Source organism: candidate division WOR-3 bacterium, from assembly GCA_039801365.1.
Classification (GTDB): domain Bacteria; phylum Hydrothermota; class Tepidihabitantia; order Tepidihabitantales; family Tepidihabitantaceae; genus JBDRUN01.
This window is the reverse complement of the sequence record JBDRUN010000034.1, coordinates 1-22,035: the sequence shown is the minus strand read 5'-3', so window position 1 is coordinate 22,035 and position 22,035 is coordinate 1. Positions and strand designations below refer to the sequence as shown.

The window sequence follows — 22,035 nt, the reverse complement described above, 5'->3', positions numbered from 1 at the left end:
CGCTGCGCATCGAAACCACGGCGCCGGCCGGAACAAGCCATCGGCTTGGGCTGGCAACCCGGCCGCCGCTGCTCGAAGTGATGCCCAACCCGCTTACTGGCTCCTGGGCTACGGCCCGCTCAACCCTGCTCGAACCCGGTCCGGCAACGCTCAACCTCTACGACATAACCGGTCGGCCACTGCTCCGACAAACTCTGAACCATGGGTTGCAACCTGCACTCCCGCTCAACCTTGCGGCGCTCAACCCTGGTGTGTACCTACTCCGGCTGGAAGCCGGCGATACAACTGCAACCTGCAAAATCGTCAAACAACCCCGCTGAACTGGTCAACTTGACTTACTGCGAACCATCCAATATCCTTGACCAGCACCTGAAAAGGAGGTTTCCGTGCCCGTAAAGATTGCCATCAACGGCTTTGGACGCATTGGCCGGCTTGTTGCTCGGCTTGTTGCCCATGACCCGGACATACACCTTATCGGCATCAACGACATCACTGATGCTGCGACTCTTGCTCACCTACTCAAATACGACTCGGTCCACGGCCGAGCCCGGGTCGAAATCACCCATCGCGAAAGCGAAATCACCATTGCTGGCCGCACTGCCCGGGTCACAGCCGAAAAAGACCCATCCCGACTACCCTGGAAAGAACTCGAAATTGACATCGTCATCGAATCAACCGGTAGCTTCCGCTCGGCGGACAAAGCTGCGTTTCACCTCAAAGCCGGTGCCAAGAAAGTCATCATCTCGGCCCCACCCAAAGGCGAAGGCGTGAAATCACTCGTCATCGGCATCAACCACGAAACCTACGACCCGGCAACTGACCACATCATCTCCAACGCCTCCTGCACCACCAACTGCGTGGTACCGGCGGCCAAAGTCATCCACGACAACTTCCACATCAAGAGTGCCTACATGACCACGGTACACGCGTACACCAACGACCAGCGCATCCTTGACTTGCCCCACTCTGATTTGCGCCGGGCCCGTGCGGCTGCGGTCTCAATGATCCCGACCTCAACTGGTGCGGCCAAACTCATCGGCGTCATCTTCCCCGAACTCAAAGGCAAAGTTGACGGCATGGCCATCCGGGTACCCACTGCGGACGTCTCAATTGTTGACCTTGCCTGCCTAGTTGAAAAACCGGCCACGGTTGAAACGGTCAACAATGCCTTCAAGACGGCTGCGGACACAAGCCTCAGAGGCATCCTCCAGTACTGTACCGAACCGCTGGTCTCGGTTGACTTCATCGGCAACCCGCACTCCTGCATCTTCGATGCTGGCCTGACCGCGGTCGTTGACAAGACACTAATCAAAACCTACTCCTGGTACGACAACGAATACGGCTACTCCTGCCGACTCGTTGACCTTGCCCGCTACATTGGAGCCCGTCTGTGATGGCCCAGCCCGGCACCTGCGTGCGAACTGGAGGCGACTGATGAAAAAACTCTCTGTTCGGGACCTGCCGGTAGAAGGCCGCCGTGTCTTCGTCCGGGTTGACTTCAACGTACCCCTCACCGAAACCGGAGCAATCCGCTCCGACGCAAGAATCCGGGCCGCGCTGCCCACGGTCCAACTCCTCCTGGCCCGTGGTGCGGTCGTCATCCTTGGCTCCCATCTTGGCAAACCCGAAGCCAAACCTGACCCGAAACTATCGCTCCGGCCGGTTGCCGAAGCGCTTGCCCGGCTCCTAGACCGGCCGGTGGCGTTTGCTCCGGACTGTATAGGACCGCAGACCGAAGAAATGGTAAGCCGGGCTGGTCCTGGCTCGGTCACGCTCCTTGAGAACCTCCGCTTCCACCCGGGCGAGACGGAAAACGACCCTGAATTCTGCCGGCAGCTCGCGGTCCTTGCCGACTGCTACGTCAACGATGCCTTTGGCACTGCGCACCGGGCGCACGCCTCAACTGCGGGCATGGCCAAACTATTCGATCGTCCGGCTGCCGGGCTGCTCATGGAAAAAGAAATCGAATTCCTCTCCCGCGTCCTTGAATCGCCGGCCCGGCCCTTCATCGCCCTCATCGGCGGGGCCAAGACTGCGGACAAAATCGGTGTCATCGCCAACCTCCTGCCCAAAGTTGACAAACTCCTCATCGGCGGCGGGCCGGCGTTCACGTTCCTGGCCGCACAAGGTCGCCAGATTGGCCGCTCCCTGTTCGACCCGGACCTAGTCAAACGTGCCGCTGAGCTTGCCGAAGACCGCCGTCTCATCCTCCCGGCTGACTTCCTGGTTGCGCCTGACCCTGAGCAGGCCCCAAAAGTCCGGCCGGTTTCGGCTGCGGCCATTCCCTCAGCCGAAGCGGCTTACGACATCGGCCCGGCAACAAGCTGGCTGTACGCTGATGTCCTCAAGAGCGCCAAGACCATAGTCTGGGCTGGGCCAATGGGCATGTTCGAAAAAGACGCATTCAGCCAGGGCACCAGGACAATCTGCGAAGCCATGTCACTTGCGACGGTTCGGGGCGCGGTCACCGTTGCCGGTGGTGGCGACACCCTTGCTGCGCTTGACAAATTCGGCTGCCTTGACAAAGTCAGCCACGCCTCGACTGGCGGCAGTGCCTGCCTTGAATTCCTTGAAGGCCGCAAACTACCCGGCGTCGCTGTACTTGCCAACGCGCCAGCCCGTCGCCCTGGCCGGCTCGACTGATGCGTCCCCTACCCACTCGTTCTGGCAACTCGGAGTCTGCCGGTCCGGTCCGCGTACCGCTCATCGCTGCCAACTGGAAAATGCACATGACTGCAACCCAAGCGCGCCAGTTTGTCATCCGGCTCCGGCCACTACTCAAAGACATCCGCGACCGCGAAATCGTCATCTTTGCGCCCTACACCAGCCTTGCCGTGATTGCCGAAGAACTCCGCGACCCAAACATCGCCTGGGGCGGCCAGAACCTTTACTGGGAACAAGAAGGCCCCTACACCGGCGAAATTGCCGGAAACTTCCTTACCGACCTTGGCTGCACCTTTGTCCTGGTCGGCCACTCGGAACGCCGGCAACTATTCGGCGAAACCGACGACCACTGCCGCAAGAAACTCCAGGCTGCGCTCCGAACTGGTCTCACCCCGGTCCTCTGCTGTGGCGAGACCATTGCCGAACGCAAAGCCGGCAAGACAACCGCGACCATAACCCGGCAACTCACCGCTGCGCTTGAAGGACTCAAAGAAACTGACGACCTAGTTATTGCCTACGAACCGGTCTGGGCCATCGGCACTGGCAGCAACGCCACCCCGGACCAGGCCCGGGAAATCCACACGTTCATCCGACAATGGCTTACCGGCCGCATCTCAGACCGCTTTGCCCGTTCCACCCGGATCATCTACGGTGGCTCGGTCAAACCGGACAACATTGATGCGCTCATGGCCGAGCCGGAAATAGACGGTGTCCTGGTTGGTGGTGCAAGCCTGGACGTCAACTCCCTTGTCCGCATCATCCGATACCGGCCGGCTACGGTCGGGCACTGAACCTGCCCCCCGGTGCGTCCGCTGCTTTGTTCTGGGGCCCCTGTTCCGGATCGCTTCTACTTCTGGTCGGCGCGGCCGCCTCGTCCCAGAAACTCAGAACACTGTTATCCTGAAATACCGCCTCGGATTCTGCCTCATATCTGCAATCAGCGCCTGCAGTGCCTCGTTAGTCTGCCTAATCTCCTGATACAGCTCATCCGACTTCAGCAGTCGGCCGGCGCTTGAACTATCGGCAAGCAAACCGGACAGACTATCCAGCCCGGCGGCGACGCGCTCCAAAGCGCGGCCGGTTGACTCAAACCCGGTACTGAACCGATCGAACCTCCTGCCGAGCTGCGCAACCTCGGCCGCAATCCCGGACAAAAGCTCCCTTGCCCTATCCTCGACTCCCCGGCCCAGAGCCGAAGGGTCAAACCCGGCCAGCATCCGGTCCAGCCGCAAGAAAGTCTCCTCCAGATTCAGCGCCTCATTGTGGCCCTCAAACACCATGTCGGCTGGTGCGGCCGGCCCCTTACCGATTGTCACCATGAGATACCGGTCTGAACCCAGATAGCTCACTGACCGGATTGCGATCCTCGAATCCTCGGTCAACTCTACATCCCGGTCCAGCCCGACCACGCACCTAACTCTCTGACCGGCCAACTCAAGTGCCAGCACCTTGCCCCTGGGCACACCCATCACCTCAACCGGGTCACCGACCCGCAACCCGGTCACATCATCAAACATCACCGCCACACTCCGGCGGCGGCTGCTCTCCAGCCGGCCGGAAAACCAGAAAAAAGCAACAACGCCCAACCCGATGCAAGCAACAACGAACCCGGCAACAACTACCTCGCGCACGCTCCGGCTCATCTCACCCATCCCCTGACCGGGCTGCCTGGCGCCTGACCTCTCGACAACAACTACCCACTACTCACTTCCTTTCCTATGGCCGGTTACCGACAAGCCACTGACTACATCCTACCCGATAGTCTTCTTTCCTTACCCGCTCCAGCGGTACCAACCTTGCCTCGCGCAGCATGAAAATCTCATCGGCCACTGCCTTGACTGCCTCAAGGTCGTGGCTCACCACCACCTCGGTCTTACCCTCCTCATCCCGCAGTCCGGCGATCAAACGACATATCCGCTCCTTCATCACCGGATCGAGTCCGGAAGTCGGCTCATCAAGAAAAAGGTAACGTGGGTCTCTGACCAGGGCCCGGGCAATCGCCACCAGCCTGATCATGCCACCGGACAACTCCCGCGGCCACCGCTGCGCACACTCAAGCATGCCGACGCGTTCCAATACTGCTTGCACCCGCGCCCGACGCTCCTCTGATCCGAGCCGGTCAAGCTCACTCAGCGGCAGACCGACGTTACCGGCGACATCAATCGAATCAAACAATGCTCCGCCCTGGAACACGAACCCCAGCTGACGCAGCACTGCCCGATTGTCTGAAAAAGCACCATAACGCACTACCAGCCCATCATAGCTTACCCGGCCCGAATCTGGTGCCAAAAGCCCGGTCATCACCCGCAAAAGCACGGTCTTACCGATACCCGACGGTCCGAGAATCACCACGACTCTCCTGTCCGGCACCTCGAAACTCACCCGGTCCAGTACCAGCCGGCCGGAAAAACTCTTCGAGACTTGCTCGACCCGTATCATGAATAGAAAAACAAAAGCGCCACGACAAAATCAACGACCAGAATCATGATCGCCGAGGCCACCACGGCTCGGGTCGTGGCCCGGCCCACCTGCTCGGCCCCACCCGCAACGGCAAACCCGCAATAACAACCGTTCGCGCCCACCAAGAGTCCGAACACGGCGGCCTTTACCAGCCCGCCGAAAAAATCCCGCGCCAGAAAAAAATGAGTCACCCCGTACATAAACGTATAGACCGAAATATCCAGCGCCAGCGTCGAAACCGCCAGTGCCGCGACAATTGCCACCGACTCCATCACCACGACCAGTGCTGGCAGTACAATCACCAATGCCGCAATCCGCGGCAGACACAGATACCGATACGGATTTATGCCCATCACGGCAAGTGCGTCAATCTGCTCTGAGACCCGCATCGAACCCAGCTCGGCGGCCATCGCCGACGCCGACCGGCCCGCGACGACAAACGCGGCAAACACCGGTGCCAGCTCGATCAGCACCAGCCGGCCCACGCCCATGCCGACAAAATACTTCGGCACCACGCCCATCAACTGATAACTGGTCTGCACTGCGGTTGTCAGCCCGACAAAAACGCCGGCCAAAACCACGATCGGCAAAGCCGCCACGCCCTGCCGGAAAATCTGCTCGGCCAGTCTCGGCCCGGTCCGCCTCATGTCCCACGCCACGAAAAGACTCCGGGCCAGAAACGCAAGATACCGTGCCGGTGAACCGACCCAGCTCATCTCGGCAATCTTATCCCTACTCGGACAAGTGTCAACGCCGCGCTTCCTCTCCAAGAGGCAGCGACCCCGGCAAACCACGACCCCTGCCGGTCAGCGGCCCACCGGCCCGCCTTACGGCGCTACTGACCCAGGCACGCTTGCCTGCCGTACCGGTTCGACTAGAATCAAAGCGTGACCGGTCCACTCCAAGAAATCATCGAGCACGACCCGCGCTACACGATTGACGCCTACCTCTTCGTGTACGAAGCCCTACCGGTTGCCCAGCGCCTGTTCCAGCGCGAACGCCACGTCTCAGGTCGGGAACTACTCGAAGGCATCAGAATCCTCGCACTTGAACGCTACGGCCTATTGGCCAAGCCGGTACTGAACTCATGGGGTGTAAAGACAACCGACGACTTCGGTAACATTGTATTCAACCTCGTGAACGCAAGACTCCTGTCCCGCACCGAAGAAGACACTATCGAAGAATTCCACGCCGTCTTCGACTTCGACCGAGCATTCACCGGCGCCTATCGAATCGGACGAAACAACTCGCCTCAACAACCCCGGCGAAAAAACAAACCGGCCCGATGACAACCGAGCGACCAATAACGACCGGTTTCCTCGCTGCCCGCTCTGCTCCTGCCCCTTCCCCTGCTCGACCCTTCGGCAACTGAGCGACATGGCCGGCAGAAAAAAGAATACCACAACATCACCGGCGTCGCTCTTCACACCCGGCGGCCGGCTCGAACAAATCATGCCCGGATACGAATACCGTCCCCAGCAGGAACGAATGGCTGCGGCTGTCTGGCAAGCGCTCAGCGAAGGAAAGAACCTTGTTGTCGAGGCCGGCACCGGTGTCGGCAAGAGCCTTGCCTATCTTGTGCCGGCCGCGCTCTGGGCCAGTGCGACCGGACGCCGCGTTGCGGTCTCGACCTACACCCGGCTGCTCCAGACCCAGCTTATCAACCAGGATGTGCCCCTGCTCCGACGCGTGCTCGCCGAAACGCCGGAAGTAGCGGTCGCCTACGGCCAGGAAAACTACCTCTGCCGGTTCCGGCTACACTCGCGCATCGGCCACGGCCTGTTCGAGACTCGCGAAGAAGCCGCTGAGGCCGACCGGCTCCTTAACTGGGCCGGCAAGACCGAAGACGGCGTGCTCCTCAACTACCCCTATCAACTATGGCCGGCGCTCCAGACCAGAATCAGCCGCGACTCGTCCGCATGCCGCGCAAGAAACTGCCCGTACTTCTCAGAGTGCTTCTACTTTCGCGGCCGCTCGGCCTGGGCGGCCAGCTCAATCCTCATCGTCAACCACGCACTGTTCTTTGCCGGGCTGGCGACCGAACCGGAACTCCTGCCCAAGGCCGACGCGGTCATATTTGACGAAGCCCACCGGCTTGAGGAAGCGGCGGCACGACACTTCGGGTGCCAAGTCTCCCAGCACTCCCTGATTCAAGTCCTTGACACCATCTGCCCTGGAACCGGCCGCGGCCTGATTGACGCGCTCGGCTACCCTGAACCGGTACGCGACAACATCGCCGCCGAAGTCCGGGCCTGCCGAATTGAACTCGACCGATTCTTCACCGACGTTGCCCGGCTCATGCCGCCGACTGATTCACGGCTGCGACTGAACGGTCCGTTGGCCGCGGTCCCGAGTCCGGCCCTTGAGCACCTGGCCGACGTCCTCGCTGAGACCATCCAGGACGCCGACGAAGAAGAACTCGCGACCGAAATCAAAGCTGCCTCACGCCGGCTGCGGGACGCGGCCCAAGACCTGCTTCGATTCGCCCAGCCTGACCCAGCGCGTGAAGTCCAATGGGTTGAAACAATCACCCCGGGTCGGCTTGTGCTTCTTACTGCGCCCCTGGCGATTGACCGGGCCCTGGCCGAAACGGTCTATCCCGGATTCGCAAGCGTAATAATGACCTCGGCGACCATGACCGTTGCCCGAGACTTCAGCTTCCTTGCCGGCCGGCTTGGGCTCGAAGGCTTTTCGACCCTGCTCCTCGACTCGCCGTTCGACTACTCCAATGCCAGCCTGCTCTTCACCACGCCGAATCTGCCCGAACCGTCGGCTCTGGACTTCGCACCCAAAGCTGCACATATCATCGCCGACATCCTCCGTGCCAGCCGGGGCCGGGCCCTTGTTCTCTTCACAAGCTACGACACCCTGAACCGAGTCTCGGACCTTGTCCCAGACTCGGGCTATACCCATCTCCGCCAGGGCGAACTGCCGACGCCCCAGCTCCTCGAACGATTCCGCGCCGACGTCCACTCCGTCCTGTTCGCCACCCAGTCATTCTGGCAGGGCATTGACGTACCAGGCGAGGCCCTATCCTGTCTCATCATCTGCCGACTACCGTTCGACGTCCCGGACGAACCCCGACTCGCCGCCATCTGCGAACGCCTGCGTGAACAGGGCACCGAACCGTTCCGCGCCTATCAACTACCAAGTGCGATATTGCGGTTCCGCCAGGGTTTTGGCCGCCTCATCCGGACCAAACGCGACCGGGGCGTAGTCTGTGTGCTCGACCGTCGGATCCTCTCCCGCGGCTACGGCCGGCTGTTCCTTGCGTCCCTGCCTCCTGACCTGCCGCGCACCAACGACCTCTCCCGCATCGCCACGTTCCTCGCCGGGTCGTGCTCTGCTTGACAACCTGCTGCCGGCCGCTATAATGACCGGCCAGTCAGTATATTTACTAAATAAACTATGAGGCCCTACTCACAGGAAAAGCGGCTTGCCATTCTCCAGGCTGCGTTCAGTGAAGTATCGGAGCGCGGCTACTTCGAGACCAAAGTTGACGACATTGCCCGCCGGGCCGGGGTAGCAAAGGGCACGGTGTACCTCTACTTCCGCGACAAACCGGAAATCTATCTCGGCCTGGTGGACTGGCTTCTCTGCCGGGCCCTCGACATCGTCTCTGCGATTGACGCCCGTCCGCTCGCTCCGGAAAAGAAGCTACAACAAGTCTTCACCGAATGGGCCGAGCACGTATTCACCCGTCCCGGTATCCTGACGCTAGTTTCACTGGAACACATCAACGTACCGGAAGACGCGGTCAAGCGTTTCCATCGCGCGATTCTTCCACGCCTGCGACAGATGGTCGAAGCCGTGGCCCGGATAATCCGGCCCGGCATCAAGTCTGGCATCTTCCGCCGGGTAGATGCCCGGCTGGCCGCGCTCGGGTTCCTGCAGGCATTCCGGACTAGCATCATTGCCCACCGCCATGACATCGGGCTCCGGGGCCGGACAACTGAAGTACTCGACCTGTTTCTCTCCGGCCTCATGGCCCGAACCAAGGAATAACTATGACTAGCATCAAATCAATTACTGCCACGGCATTGTGCCTTGTGGCCGCAGGTTTAGCAGAGACGCTTCAACTGGACGCCCGTCGCGCCGCAGAACTGGCGCTGGCCAATAACCGCCAGCTCGCGCTGGCTCAGGCAAAGCTCGAAGAAGCGGCGTATGGCCGCAATGCGGCTTTCGGCTCATTCCTTCCCCAAGTATCGGCAACCGGCACCTACACGCGTCTGGCCCGGGCCAACGAATTCACGATGTTCTCGGCCCACGACTCGATAATGACCGTGCCGGTATTTGACCCCCAGGGCAACTACATCGGCAATACCGGTGTGCCGGTGCGCGTACCGGTCGGAGTTGACACATTCCGTCTACCCCTCGGCAGCGTGAACAACTACTCAGCCGGACTCACTGCCCAGCAGACGCTCTTCACCTGGGGAAAGCTTATCAACGCCTATCGCATCGCTGGGCTTACCCTCGACATGCAGCAGGAAGCTGCCAGACAAGCCCGTGCCCAGGTCCGACTCGACGCGATATCCGGCTTCTACCAGGCCCTGCTAGCGGAAAAGACGCTGGAAGTAATGCGAGCGTCCTATCAGCAACTAGCAGGACACGTTGCTCAGGTCCAATCTCTTTATGAGAATGGCCTGGCCTCAAGACTCGACCTGATGAAAGCAACCCTGGGACTGCAACAACTGGAAGCGCAGGTATCACAGATGGAAAATACCGCGAGCCTGGCGCTTTCGGCCCTGCGCAACACGCTTGGTCTGGAACCGGACATGCCGGTCAGTCTGGTGGAAGACCTTCAGCCGGACTCGATGACCGTCGTACTCGACTCTGCTCAGACTTCGGCGCTGGCGAATCGGCCGGAACTCAGACAGCTCCGCGATGCGGTTCGCATCGCTGACCTCGGGGTCCGCATTGCCCGGACCGCCAACCTGCCGACTGCATTCGCTCAATTCAACTACAGCTATCGCAACCCGGTCGGCTTTTCGGCTGAATGGGGCAGCGACTGGAATGCGACTGCTGGTCTCTCCTGGCCGCTCTTCACCGGCCTTTCCAACCACAACAAACTCAGGCAAGCTCAGGCCCGACTGCGTCAGGCCAGGTTCGGCCTGGCCATGGCTGAGGACGGCATCCGGCTTGAGGTTCAGGCCGCGGTATCGGCCCTGCATCAGGAAGCGAAAAATACGGCCTATCAGTCAGCCAATGTCCGGCTTGCCGAAGATGCCCTGGCGCTAGCTGAGACACGTTACCAGAACGGCCTGCTGACAAACCTCGAATACCTAGACACCCAGGTTGCACTCACCCAGGCCCGTGTGGCGCGCCTGAACGCGCTCGCTAACTACCAAATTGCCAAGGCCAGACTGGCCAAGGCAACCGGGGCCGAATAGACCTAGTATGCACAGCGCGAATTATCCGCAGGAGGAACCATGTCCCGCGTCCTTACGCTTGCAATCATAGTTATCGTCTTTTCGCCTGCCTGCCGTCCGCAGCGCGAGAAACAAGAGACACGCTTGGCCCAGGCAGTGGCAGTCATCACTGTCCAGAAGACCACGGTCCGACGTACCATTCAACTGCTTGGTACGCTTGAAGGAGAGAGACAGGTTATGGCCATGTCCAAAGTTGCCGGCCGGGTAACTGAAATCGTTCGACCCGAAGGCTCTACCGTCAGCGAAGGTGAGCCGATCGCCTATGTGGTCAACGACATCCCCGGCATGGACTACAAACCCGGGCCGGTACTTGCCCCGGTATCGGGGACAGTCGGCAAGGTGTACGTCGAGGTCGGTCAGACCGTCGCTCCAACGATGCCGGTCGCTGTCGTTTCCAGTTTCTCAAGCACAATCAAGGCACGTGCCCTGGTCAGCGACGCTGACCTGCGCTTCGTCCGGACTGGCGCTACTGCCCGGGTTTCGGTATCCGCTGTCCCGGACACAGTTTTTCTCGGCCGGGTCAGCCGGGTAACTCCGATGGTGGACCCGCTTTCTCGCTCCGCGACAGTTGAACTATCCATCCCCAATACTGCTCGGCGACTAGTACCTGGAATGACTGCCAGCATCAGACTCCTTGCCGAAGAAAAGCAGGACGTAGTAGCGCTGCCGCTTGGCGCGCTCTTCACCGACGGATTCAGCCGGGTGGTGGTGATCAAGGACCGGGTCGCACACTTCCGCGATATCAAGACTGGACTCGTCGGCGACTCGCTAGTTGAGGTCGTGACCGGCCTTGAACCAGGCGAAAAAGTCGCTACGACCGGCAAGGAACGGGTACGGGACGGCGAAACCGTGAACCCGGTCGAGGTCGGCCAATGAGACTATCTGACGCTGCCATCCGCCGACCGGTCACGACGGCGATGATTGCCGTCGGCCTTCTTGTGTTCGGACTCATCGGCGTGACCCGCATGCCGGTTGATGTCTATCCGGACGTGGCCCTGCCGATGGTGGTCATTGCCACCTTCTACCCTGGTGCCGGTCCGCTCGAAGTCGAATCAGAAATTTCCTCCCCCATTGAGCAACGCGTTGGCACCATTTCCAACGTCAAAGACATCACCTCGCGCTCGCTCGAGAATCTATCTATCGTTCAGATGCAGTTTGAATGGGGCACCGACCTTGACGCTGCCTCGGCAGACGTACGTGACCGGCTTGACATGGCCGCTTCGCTCTTGCCTGACGATGCGACAAGGCCGTTCATCCTCAAATTTGACCCGTCCATGATGCCCGTTGTTCAGATGGGAATGTACGGCGACATTGACCCGATGACACTGCGCGACGTCGCCGAGGACTTCGCCGATGGACTCCAGCGTGCGCCAGGCGTTGCCGCAGTTTCAGTTGCAGGTGGCACCCGGCGCCAGGTCCAGATTCAGATTGACCTTCGCAAACTTGCGGCCTCAGGCATAACCAACGAGCAGCTTGTCCAGACACTCAAGGCCCAGAATCTCAACTATCCGGTTGGTGCGCTCTCCGACCTCGAACGCCGCTATCTCATCCGGCTGATCGGCGAGTACTCTGACCTGCAGGCGGTGCGCAACACCGTGATTGGGACGAAAGGCAATTCGCCCATTCTTCTCCAGGACGTGGCCGAAGTCGCTTGGCTCCCTGAAGAAAGTGAGGCCCGTGCCCGCTACAACGGTCAGAACTGTGTCTTCATTGTCGTCCAGCGTCGGCCTGATGCCAACACGGTGCGGGTAGCACAGGCAGTCAAACACGAAATCCATCGTCTCCGCCGCACGCTCCCGGCAGGCGTGGACGTGAACGTCTTCTTTGATTCTTCCCTTCAGGTGAACCGCTCCATCTCCAACGTCACTACCAATATCATCATTGGTGGCATTCTCGCCGTCATGGTTCTCTTCGTTTTCCTACGTCGTTTCCGGGCGACGATGTTTGTCGCCTTCTCCATTCCGGTCTCCATCTTCTTCGCGGTATTCTTCATGTACATCTTCGGCTTCTCGGTAAACATTCTCTCCATGGCCGGCCTGGCCATCGCCGTCGGCATGGTCGTTGATAATGGCATCGTTGCCTTCGAGAGCATTTTCCGCCACCGGGAGGAGGGGGACGACCCGCTCCGGGCAGCAAGTGTCGGCACCAGTGAGATTGCAATGGCGATTACCGCCTCCACCCTTACGACCGTAGTTGTGTTCCTGCCAATGCTTCTGGTTTCCGGCCTGCTCCAGGTATTCTTCAAGGAACTCGTCTGGGCTGTCGTCGGCTCACTCCTCGCCTCACTTGCTGTTGCCCTGACGCTTATCCCGATGCTCTCCAGCCGGTTTCTCAAGATGCCAGCTCCCGGAACAAGCGCAACCGGTCTGCGCGCCTGGACCGAACGGCTATATACCGCGCTTGAACAGCGCTACGGCAGAATACTCGGCTGGGCCGTACATCACCGCCGGGTTGTAGTTTTCGTTGCCGTTCTGCTGTTTCTGGTGAGCCTGGCTCTTCTCCCCTTCATCGGCCGGGAGTTCATGCCCGCGCAAGAAAGCTGGTTTCATACCGTGACCGCTGAGATGCCGGTAGGCACATCGGCTGAGAAAACCGACTCTGCGATCACCCGGCTGGAACGATACATCAGGACGACATGGGGTGAAGAACTTGAAGGTATCTCGGTTCAGGTAGGCGGAAGTACGAATGTGTTTTCCGCCATCTTTGGCAGCAGTGGCTCCAATATTGGAACGATGAACCTGATCCTCAGGGAGCGGGCCAGACGCAAGCATTCCATCGCTGAGATTGATCAAGGCATCCGCCGCGAGGCCGCGACGATTCCCGGTCTTAGAGTGCGTACCGAAGAACGTTCCCTCGCCACCTTCATGGGTGGCACAGCTCCGGTTGAAATAGACATCACTGGACACGACCTTGCAACCGCTGACTCGCTCACGCGCATGGTCATTTCCGCCATTGACACGATACCCGGACTCGTTGACATCCGTTCGAGTCGCGAACCAGGCAAGCCTGAAATCCAGCTCGTTGTGGACCGACAGAAAGCTGCACTCTACGGATTGACCCCGTACCAGATCGGCGCCGCGCTGCGGACCCAAATAGAAGGCAACGCCGCTACTCAGTTCCGTCTGGCCGGACGGGAATACGACATTCTGCTACGACTCCGACCTGACCAGCGCAATTCTATCACCGATATCCTCGGGCTTGTAGTCAACGGACCGATGGGCGCGGTGCCGCTCCGAAACTTAGTAGTGGTACGCTCCGGTACGAGCCCACTAGTAATCGAACACAGAAACACAGCCCGCATAGTACGCATAACCGGAAAGAATGTGGGCAAGTCATCGGGCCAGCTTGCCCAGGAAGTAGGCCGGGCGGTACGTGCCATTCCGATTCCGCCCGGGTTTGATATGCGACTCTCCGGCTCCTATGAAGACATGGTCCGAACTTTCAAAGACCTGGGTCTAGTCGTAGTTGTTGCGCTCATGCTGGTGTACATGGTCATGGCCTCCCAGTTCGAATCGTTCCGCGACCCGTTCATCATCATGTTCACCGTACCGTTCGCTCTTATCGGTGTACTATGGACTCTATTCATCACGAAAACCGCCCTGTCAGTAACATCCGGTCTAGGGGTACTTGTTCTTACCGGCATCGTAGTAAACAACGGCATCGTTTACATTGACTACACGAGACAACTCAGAGCCAGGGGCATGTCACTTATTGACGCCGTCAAGGAGGCAGGCCGGGTCCGGCTGCGGCCGATTCTCATGACCTCGCTGACCACGATTTTTGGACTGTTGCCGCTTGCGCTTCAGATCGGTGAAGGTTCTGAGCTTTGGTCGCCTCTGGGCCGGGCGATCATCGGCGGCATGGTTGTCTCCACCTTCCTCCCCTTAGTATTCGTCCCGGTCCTCTACGTCATCTTCGAGACGCGGTCCGAACGAAGCCGGCTTAGAAAACAAGGGCCGGTCGCCGGCGACTAGACAACCTCACCGCCGGCCTCTCTAAACGCCCGGTTCGCCAGATGCTGTGCCGCGGCCGGACTGGCGTAGTAAGCACCCTCGCCGATGTACGTCCTCAAGTAACGTAACGTCTTGTCCAATAGCTCAATTTCCGGCTCGGACACGGTGTCGGTCAGAAACTGCAGCAGGGCAACTACTGAATCTACAAGTGCATCCTCGTCCCATCCGGGGCAAATCTCAAGTGCCAGGTCCAGGTCCTCTCCCAGCACAGTCCGAAAGAGTACTGCCCGTACTTCCTTACCATCGAACCTGTCCTCTGGCGACACGAGTCTGATACGCTCACTTGCGCCGGCGTAGTCCAGAAGATTCGAACCGGGCCAGATACCCTGCTCGATAATGTCGGCGACCATCTGACGCAGTCTCATGCCAAATGCATCAAGCTTCGGGTCCTCGCGCGGGTATCTGGACAGAACATGCGTGTAGTAATGAACTGCAAGAAGAACGTGCTCGCCCGGCCTTGTCTTGCGGTCTTCTCGCTCAAATGCAACCTGAAAACAGCGTTTGCCAGCCTTTGGCTCCTCGACCCTGATGCGCACTCGGCCCAAGACCGTCATCCCGCCGGAGCGTATGATTTCTTGCTCTGCCATCGGTCTCCTTCCGCATTATCGGCTCGTTTGCCTTACTCGCCTTGTCGCTTCTGTTCCCTCATTGCCTTCTCTATCTTCGCCCACTCATCCCGCAGCGTCACCGTCCGGTTGAACACCAGCCTTTGCGGTGTTTTTCCGTTGTCTTTCTCGGTATCCGGATCGCAGCAGAAATAGCCCAGCCGCTCAAACTGGAATCTGTCGCCAGGTGCGGCGTCTGCGAGGCTCGGCTCCAGCTTGCAACCAGTCAGTATCACCAACGAGTCCGTCCTCAGGTTCGCCTTCCAGTCCTGTCCCTCAGGCACGTCGTCCGGGTTCGGTCTGGAGAACAGCCGGTCGTAGAGCCGTACCTCGGCGTCCACGGCATGCCGGGCTGACACCCAGTGCAGGGTTGACTTCACCTTCCTACCGTCCGGCGCATCGCCACCTCGGGTTGCTGGGTCGTAGGTACAGTGGACCTCAGTCACCTGACCCAGCTCGTTCTTGATTACACTTTCGCACTTCACGAAATAGGCATACCTCAACCGCACCTCGCGTCCCACTGCCAAACGATAATACTTCGGCGGCGGTACTTCGCGGAAGTCATCCTGTTCAATGTAGAGCACCCGAGAAAACGGCACCTTGCGCGTCCCGGCGCTGGGGTCTTCCGGGTTGTTGACACAGTCGAACTCTTCCACCAGGTCTTCGGGATAGTTGTCGATTACCAACTTCAGAGGCTGGAGCACCGCCATCTTCCGCAACGCCCGCCGATTCAGATCTTCGCGCAGACAGTGCTCCAGTAGCTCAATTTCACTCACTGTATCAGCCTTAGCCACCCCTACCCGACGCAGGAACTCCCTGATTGCTTCTGGCGTATAGCCCCGACGCCTCAGCCCGGCCAGAGTCGGCATCCGTGGGTCGTCCCATCCCCTTACGTGCCCTTCCGCTACCAACTCCAGCAGGCGTCGCTTCGACATGACCGTATAGGTCAGGTTCAAACGGGCAAACTCAATCTGTCGAGAGGGGAATATGCCCAACTCCCTGATGAACCACTCATAGAGCGGACGGTGGTCCTCAAACTCCAGAGAACACAAAGAATGTGTCACTTTCTCAATTGAGTCCGACTGGCCGTGTGCCCAGTCATAGGTCGGGTATATGCACCACTTGTCACCGGTGCGATGATGACGCGCGTGCATTATGCGGTACATCACCGGGTCGCGTAGGTTCAAATTAGCAGCAGCCATATCTATCTTGGCCCGGAGTGTCCTAGAGCCATCCGGAAACTCTCCTCTGCGCATCCGTTCAAACAGGTCGAGATTCTCCTCCACTGTGCGGTCACGATATGGACTGTTCCGACCCGGCTCAGTCAGCGTCCCGCGATACTCCCGAATCTCATCTGCAGAAAGGTCGCAGACGTAAGCCTTGCCTGCCCTAATGAGCTGCACTGCCCACTGATAGAGCTGCTCGAAGTAGTCCGAAGCATAGTACTCCCGATCTCCCCAGTCATACCCCAACCAGCGGATATCCTCTTTGATCGCCTCGACATACTCGGTCTCTTCCTTGGTCGGGTTCGTATCGTCAAACCGTAAGTTGCACTTGCCGCCGTACTTTTCCGCCATTCCGAAATCAATGCCTATCGCCTTGGCATGACCGATGTGCAACCGGCCGTTTGGCTCAGGCGGAAACCGGGTTTGCACGCGGTCAAACCTGCCCGTCCGCAGATCTTCCTCAATCGCTTCCTCGATGAAGTTTTTGCCACTAACCGGCACCTTGGTTCTCCTTTTTCAATCCAGTCCCCGACCCGGCACGGCTCAGTGCCCGGTCGATTCTCGCCAGGCAACTCTCCCTGCCCAGAATCGCCATTGTCTCAAACATGCCAAACCCGACAGCTTTACCAGTCAAGGCAACTCGCAGCGCATGTATTATGTGGCTAGTCTTAACACCTTCTGCCGCAACAAACTCATGCAGCAGCCGCTCCAGGGAGCAGACATCGAACTGCTGCTGGACCGCCAGCCTGGCTCGGAACTGTTCCAGCAACCTGATCGGCTCTGGTCTGGCCAGAGCCTTGTTGAACGCACTCTCGTCATAGACCAACTGCTCGTCCGGCACGAAGAAATCCGCATAATCAAGAATGTCTCCCGCCACCTTGATCCTGTCTCCTGCTGCCTCCACAATCCTGTATAACTTCTCCCTTAGCTCGGACTGAGAACTTTGCCCACCGACGAGTCCTGCTCTTTCCAAGAACGGCAGTACCAGCTTGACCCTCTCTTCTACGGGAAGCTCCAGCATATGCCTTACCTCGAAAGCCATGAGTCGGTTGGGGTCAAAACTGGCGGGCGAACGAATAACCCGCTCGAGTGAGAATTGTTTCACCAGCTCGTCCAACGTGAAATGCTCGGTCCTATCGTCCAACGACCAGCCTAGTAAAGCTAAGTAGTTTACAACCGCTTGGGGCAGGAACCCGGTTGCGCGGTAGAAGTCCACAAAAACCGGGCTGAACGTGTCCGGCAACGCATCGTGTCCCAGACCACGCCAGACCTTCTCCCCCCGCTGGACCAATTCGGCAAAATCCCGGTTCTTCATATACTCTCTGGTCTTGCGCTTGCTTAGTTTGTTCTTGCTGCCCGGTTCTGCAACGTAGGGTAGGTGAGCAAACTTTGGCAAGGGCTTGCCCAAAGCCTGGAGAATGAAAATCTGCCTCGGTGTGTTAGAAAGATGCTCCTCGGCCCGAATTATATGTGTGATACCCATCTCCGCATCATCCACCACACTGGCTAGATGATAAAGGAAAGTGCCGTCTTGGCGCTGGACTACATGGTCCTGCTCTCTTTGCCAGTCAAACTCCACTCGGCCTCTTACCAGGTCTTCAACCACCAGCGTACCAGAGCCGGGCATTTTCAGGCGAACAACCGGCCCGCGCCCCATTGCTTCAAATCTGCGCCGTTCCTCTGGGGTCTCTGCCATCCAGCGTCGAGAGTAGCGAAACACACCCTGCTTGGATTCGATCGCCTGCCGACGCTCGGCCTCTAACTCCTCTGGCGTTGCGTAGTCCCAGTAGGCATGTCCGGTATTCAGCAGACGCTCCACGGCCAGTCTGTAGTGTTCTGTCCTCTGTGACTGAAAATAAGGGGCATAGGGTCCTCCCTTCTCCGGCCCTTCATCCCAGTCAAGTCCAAGCCAGCGCAAACCGTCAAGTATCGGCTGCAACACCTCGGCCATATTGCGTTGCACGTCAGTATCGTCAATTCTCAATATGAACTTGCCTCCATGGTGCCGGGCAAACAGCCAGTTATAGAGGGCGGTCCGCACCAACCCAACGTGCAACGCACCGGTCGGCGAGGGTGCGATTCGCACACGCACTTCACTCATGATTATGGCGTGCTAACATTAGCAAAACGAATCACGGATTCAAGGGAAACTACCGAAATCAGATGGCAGACAGCCAACGAGACAGTCTGAACTACCCCCATGTTCAGACCTGTGTCACAATCGCTTGCGGATTGGAACCTGGGGCTTGAAGCTCTCAGCGCAACGAGAGGGAGGGATTCGAAAAGCGAGTCAGACGAGCTGCGAATCTTCGGCAGCGCTGCTGCCGACTAAGCCTATGTCTGAAATACCCACAACTCGGTGCTATGCCGCACTCGGACAAAAGAAAAGCGGAGAGGGAGGGATTCGAACCCTCGATACAGTTTTACCCGTATAACCGCTTAGCAAGCGGTTGCCTTCGGCCGCTCGGCCACCTCTCCGGCATACGGTCTGCCCACACTACAAAGCCTATTCTCATCAACGGAGGGCGCAGGAGTCGAACCCGCAAGGCCCATCTCTGAGCCGGCAGATTTCAAGTCTGCTGCCTTACCAATTAGGCTAGCCCTCCGAAAGGCTCCAAAATGTCACAGAGCGACGGCCCTAAATCTAGACGAACCACGCGCCAAGTCAACAATCCCTAACGCGCAAGCACCAAGTGCCCCGACTTGGCCCCCTCTCCGCACTCCACCTGATAGAGATACACACCCGCCGGCAATGAGGCCCCGGAATCGTCCGTTCCATCCCAGCTCATTTGGTATTCACCCGCGGGCAGCGTAGTATTCACCAGCTGTCTCACCTGTCTGCCAGCGGCGTCGTACAAAGCTACCCGGACCGCTGTCCGGCCGGCAAGCTGAAACCTGATAGAAGGTTCTTGTCCTACCGTAGGACCGGAAACAGCGGAGCGCAACTTCGGACCGTAACCACCGGAGATGCCCGCACCAGTGTACCCGTAGACCTCGACATAGCCCCAGTTTCCGGTGTAGTTATAGCGAGTGATGATTACCTCGTGCTTGCCGTCACCATCAACGTCATCAACCGACGCCGAACCAGTAAATCCGGACAGTTCTCCACTGTCCCACTCTAGCTGCCTACTCGAAGCATCGTAAACCCTTATCCTGCCATAAAGGTCCTGCCCGGAAACCCGATATGCTGTCGCCACTACTTCGCCAGCCGGGTCGCCGTCCATGTTTACCGGCTTGACAAGCCCGTCGCCATCAATGTCGCGGGGCGTGACCAGGGACGGGTAATCATAGCCGGAAAAGTTAATGGTCCAGTACACCGAGTAGTTCTGGTATATCGCAATCTGCCCGCTGGAGCGGACGTACATGTTGGGAACGCCGTCGCCATCAACATCGTATCCATAGCTTGCACCCCAGCAGTTATAGCCCAGATTACCGCTCTGCCATTCTCGCGTGTATTGACCGGTGACCGAACCGACTAGCAACGACGAAGCTGCAAGAAGAACCAGCTTGTTCATGAAAACCTCTCTCATCCGGAATTAGGGCAACCAAGAAATCTTGATAGTCTGGAGCGCCCGCAGAAGCGGGCGCTCCAGACACAGTCGTAGCCCCGCTAGTAAGCTATTGTAAGTCTGCCCGTGATGCGGTCACGGCCGAGTGAGTACTTGTACAGGTAAACACCGGCTGCAACCTTCCTGCCTGACTCGTCACAACCGTCCCACACCATACTGTACCGGCCCGGCTCAACCCGGCCGGAAACCAGCGTACGGACCGGCCGGCCGGTGATGTCATACACCTTAATTGCCGCTGTACCGGCACGAGGAACAGCATATGATATTCTCACGTTACGGCTGAACGGATTCGGGCTGGCCGTAACTGCCATCTGCCGAGGTTCTTGCCTTGGCCCAGACTTGATACCAGGACCATAGGGGTTTGCCCACTTCTGCACAACAATCGGGTTGTACGTAGCTGGCCCCTCGTTGTACAGGTAGAACCCAGCGCGCTGGTCAATCATGTACATGACCATTACCGTGTCGGTAATGTAGTCCATGATACAGGGGAATCGGTGCGAGACCGTACCACCATCAGTTATCTTGACTGGTTCAGCCCATGTCTGACCATTGTCTGAGGAATGGGAGTAGAATATGTCGGCCCGCAGACGCTCGGGTGGGCCCGGTTCAACATTGATCGAGTCAAACTGCTCCCATGCGACGAACAGGTTTCCGTTCTGGTCCTCGCCCATCGAGGGCCGGCAGGCGTACATTGCGTTGTACCCGACCGCGGCTCCGAGATTGTTCGGGTCGCAGGTCGCGGTCGTAATGTGAGACCAGTTCGGCGTGTTAGCTTCGCACCAGTGCCAGAGCTGAGCCGGAATGATATAGCCCTGACCGCCGACATAGGGCATCACGTTCGCCACAATATGGAGTTGATCTTCGGCATCGAACATCGGGAAGATCGAAGTGATATGATACGAAGTCGCAGTGTCGCCACCGAAAGCTGGAGGCCAGGGGATGTCCACTGGATTTTCCCAGTTCACGCCGCCGTCGTTCGACAGCCGGTAGAACCCCGGGTCCGGCGCTCCGCCTTGAAACTCCCAGGTGATGGCAATCTTCTCTGAACCCGGAACCTTGGAGACTGCAATCTGATGGCTCGGGAACATCGGTTGAGGCTGGGGCGGCGGAATCGTGACCGCCGGAGTCCAATTGGTGAAGTCCTCAGAACGACTGTAATACAGGTCGTCCTGGGTCGAGTAGTCAAACATTGCCAGTTGGTAATACTCCTGATCCCCGACTCCGATATAAGGCCAAGCGTAGTTATCAATGGTCGGCTCGCCCGGGCAGTATTCAAAAATACCCGCTCCCGGAGCCATGTCCCTGGCCAGAACCGGCGCAAGTGAACTGGTCGCGTGATGTGCGGAAACCACAGCAACGCCGTCGCTCGGTTTAGCATCGAGCGAACCGAACCCGGTCCGGTACGTAAACGTGTTTACGCCGGACTGCATAAAGTCCGGGTCAATCCAGTTCCAAGTTCGATTTCCGTAGTCGTAGAAGTTGTACCGCATGTTCCGATCCGGGAAAGTCGTGCCTGAGGTTGACGCTGAATACATGAAAAGTGCGTGGACGCCGTAATCCGGCGAGTTGACCAGCATCCGGAGTGCCGGCCCGTTTGCCTGCCAGTCATAAGTCGTACCACCAATTGTGTCCACGACACCGATGGTGAACGTCGAACCCTGAGCAGGACGGTTTGGCGCTGCCGGACCAATCGCCGGACCGGTCTGAACCGGTATCTCGGCCGGTAGAGCGGTCACGGGTTGATTGGGCGCTGCCAGCATCAGCGCGGGTAGCACTAGGACTGCGAACACGGCTCTGTACATTTGCTTCCTCCTTTTTGTTTCTCTTGGCCGCTGGACCGCGTCAAATCCGGACTTGCCTACGGTCCATCACGGCCGCTCTTCTTGCTCGCGCCAATTCTAGCTCGGTCTCTTGCCAAGTCAATCTCCAATAACGGCGACTGGGGCCGGCCAAGGCACATCGTGACCCCCTGCCTGACGCTTGCGCGTTTCATATGATACCCGTAGCGCCAGCAACTCGTCAAGGTCGAGCGCAGGCAACAGGAGAACACCCTGGTCTACCTGCGGCGC

18 protein-coding genes and 2 tRNA genes are annotated in these 22,035 nt (G+C 58.8%); 10 read left to right on the top strand and 10 right to left on the bottom strand.

The window, feature by feature from the left end; all coding sequences use genetic code 11:
• The 4 genes from ABIL25_05900 to tpiA form a co-directional block, all read left to right on the top strand.
• Window positions 1-320 (top strand): T9SS type A sorting domain-containing protein (locus ABIL25_05900; GenBank protein ID MEO0081807.1); only part of this gene is annotated, 320 nt, incomplete at its 5' end.
• A 66-nt stretch (window positions 321-386) separates the two neighbouring features.
• Window positions 387-1,394 carry a type I glyceraldehyde-3-phosphate dehydrogenase gene (gene gap / locus ABIL25_05895; GenBank protein ID MEO0081806.1) on the top strand — a complete coding sequence of 336 codons (1,008 nt, stop codon included), beginning with the start codon at window positions 387-389 and terminating at the stop codon, window positions 1,392-1,394.
• Between the two features lie 40 nt (window positions 1,395-1,434).
• Window positions 1,435-2,643, top strand: coding sequence for a phosphoglycerate kinase (locus ABIL25_05890; GenBank protein ID MEO0081805.1), 1,209 nt, complete (start codon window positions 1,435-1,437; stop codon window positions 2,641-2,643).
• Window positions 2,644-2,729: 86 nt separating this feature from the next.
• On the top strand, window positions 2,730-3,455 hold the full coding sequence (tpiA, locus tag ABIL25_05885; protein MEO0081804.1) for a triose-phosphate isomerase: 726 nt from the start codon (window positions 2,730-2,732) through the stop codon (window positions 3,453-3,455).
• 93 nt (window positions 3,456-3,548) lie between these two features.
• Here tpiA and ABIL25_05880 read toward each other — a convergent pair whose 3' ends face one another.
• The 3 genes from ABIL25_05880 to ABIL25_05870 form a co-directional block, all read right to left on the bottom strand.
• A complete protein-coding gene (locus ABIL25_05880; GenBank protein MEO0081803.1) occupies window positions 3,549-4,307 on the bottom strand; it encodes an MlaD family protein in 759 nt (252 codons plus the stop codon).
• Between the two features lie 73 nt (window positions 4,308-4,380).
• A complete protein-coding gene (locus tag ABIL25_05875; GenBank protein MEO0081802.1) occupies window positions 4,381-5,103 on the bottom strand; it encodes an ATP-binding cassette domain-containing protein in 723 nt (240 codons plus the stop codon).
• Entirely contained in the window at window positions 5,100-5,840 is a 741-nt protein-coding gene (locus ABIL25_05870; protein MEO0081801.1) for an ABC transporter permease, read from the bottom strand. Before ABIL25_05870 ends, ABIL25_05875 begins: the two co-directional genes overlap by 4 nt.
• 171 nt (window positions 5,841-6,011) lie before the next feature.
• Between ABIL25_05870 and ABIL25_05865 the strand changes: the two genes are divergently transcribed.
• The 6 genes from ABIL25_05865 to ABIL25_05840 all read left to right on the top strand — a co-directional run bounded on the left by ABIL25_05865 (window position 6,012) and on the right by ABIL25_05840 (window position 14,527).
• Window positions 6,012-6,413 (top strand): Minf_1886 family protein, encoded by a 402-nt coding sequence (locus ABIL25_05865; protein MEO0081800.1) that lies wholly within the window; start codon window positions 6,012-6,014, stop codon window positions 6,411-6,413.
• Between the two features lie 88 nt (window positions 6,414-6,501).
• Window positions 6,502-8,475, top strand: a complete 1,974-nt coding sequence (locus ABIL25_05860; GenBank protein ID MEO0081799.1) for an ATP-dependent DNA helicase — start codon at window positions 6,502-6,504, stop codon at window positions 8,473-8,475.
• Between the two features lie 57 nt (window positions 8,476-8,532).
• The gene (locus ABIL25_05855) at window positions 8,533-9,129 is read left to right on the top strand and encodes a TetR/AcrR family transcriptional regulator (GenBank protein MEO0081798.1); all 597 of its coding nucleotides are present in this window, start codon (window positions 8,533-8,535) and stop codon (window positions 9,127-9,129) included.
• Between the two features lie 2 nt (window positions 9,130-9,131).
• Entirely contained in the window at window positions 9,132-10,514 is a 1,383-nt protein-coding gene (locus ABIL25_05850; protein ID MEO0081797.1) for a TolC family protein, read from the top strand.
• Window positions 10,515-10,553: 39 nt separating this feature from the next.
• Window positions 10,554-11,429, top strand: coding sequence for an efflux RND transporter periplasmic adaptor subunit (locus ABIL25_05845; GenBank protein MEO0081796.1), 876 nt, complete (start codon window positions 10,554-10,556; stop codon window positions 11,427-11,429).
• Complete coding sequence (locus ABIL25_05840) at window positions 11,426-14,527, top strand: efflux RND transporter permease subunit (GenBank protein MEO0081795.1); 3,102 nt, start codon at window positions 11,426-11,428, stop codon at window positions 14,525-14,527. The genes ABIL25_05845 and ABIL25_05840 overlap by 4 nt, the downstream gene beginning before the upstream one ends.
• Here the strand turns inward: ABIL25_05840 and ABIL25_05835 are convergent.
• The 7 genes from ABIL25_05835 to ABIL25_05805 form a co-directional block, all read right to left on the bottom strand.
• The gene (locus ABIL25_05835) at window positions 14,524-15,153 is read right to left on the bottom strand and encodes a hypothetical protein (protein MEO0081794.1); all 630 of its coding nucleotides are present in this window, start codon (window positions 15,151-15,153) and stop codon (window positions 14,524-14,526) included. The genes ABIL25_05840 and ABIL25_05835 overlap by 4 nt on opposite strands.
• A 32-nt stretch (window positions 15,154-15,185) precedes the next feature.
• Window positions 15,186-16,898, bottom strand: a complete 1,713-nt coding sequence (locus ABIL25_05830; GenBank protein MEO0081793.1) for a glutamine--tRNA ligase/YqeY domain fusion protein — start codon at window positions 16,896-16,898, stop codon at window positions 15,186-15,188.
• Window positions 16,888-18,498, bottom strand: a complete 1,611-nt coding sequence (gltX, locus tag ABIL25_05825) for a glutamate--tRNA ligase (GenBank protein MEO0081792.1) — start codon at window positions 18,496-18,498, stop codon at window positions 16,888-16,890. The genes ABIL25_05830 and gltX overlap by 11 nt, the downstream gene beginning before the upstream one ends.
• Window positions 18,499-18,786: 288 nt before the next feature.
• Window positions 18,787-18,875: transfer RNA gene (locus ABIL25_05820), tRNA-Ser, on the bottom strand.
• 41 nt (window positions 18,876-18,916) lie between these two features.
• Window positions 18,917-19,003: transfer RNA gene (locus tag ABIL25_05815), tRNA-Ser, on the bottom strand.
• A 69-nt stretch (window positions 19,004-19,072) separates the two neighbouring features.
• Window positions 19,073-19,912 carry a FlgD immunoglobulin-like domain containing protein gene (locus tag ABIL25_05810; GenBank protein MEO0081791.1) on the bottom strand — a complete coding sequence of 280 codons (840 nt, stop codon included), beginning with the start codon at window positions 19,910-19,912 and terminating at the stop codon, window positions 19,073-19,075.
• A gap of 95 nt (window positions 19,913-20,007) precedes the next feature.
• Complete coding sequence (locus ABIL25_05805) at window positions 20,008-21,768, bottom strand: FlgD immunoglobulin-like domain containing protein (GenBank protein MEO0081790.1); 1,761 nt, start codon at window positions 21,766-21,768, stop codon at window positions 20,008-20,010.
• Window positions 21,769-22,035 lie beyond the last annotated feature (267 nt).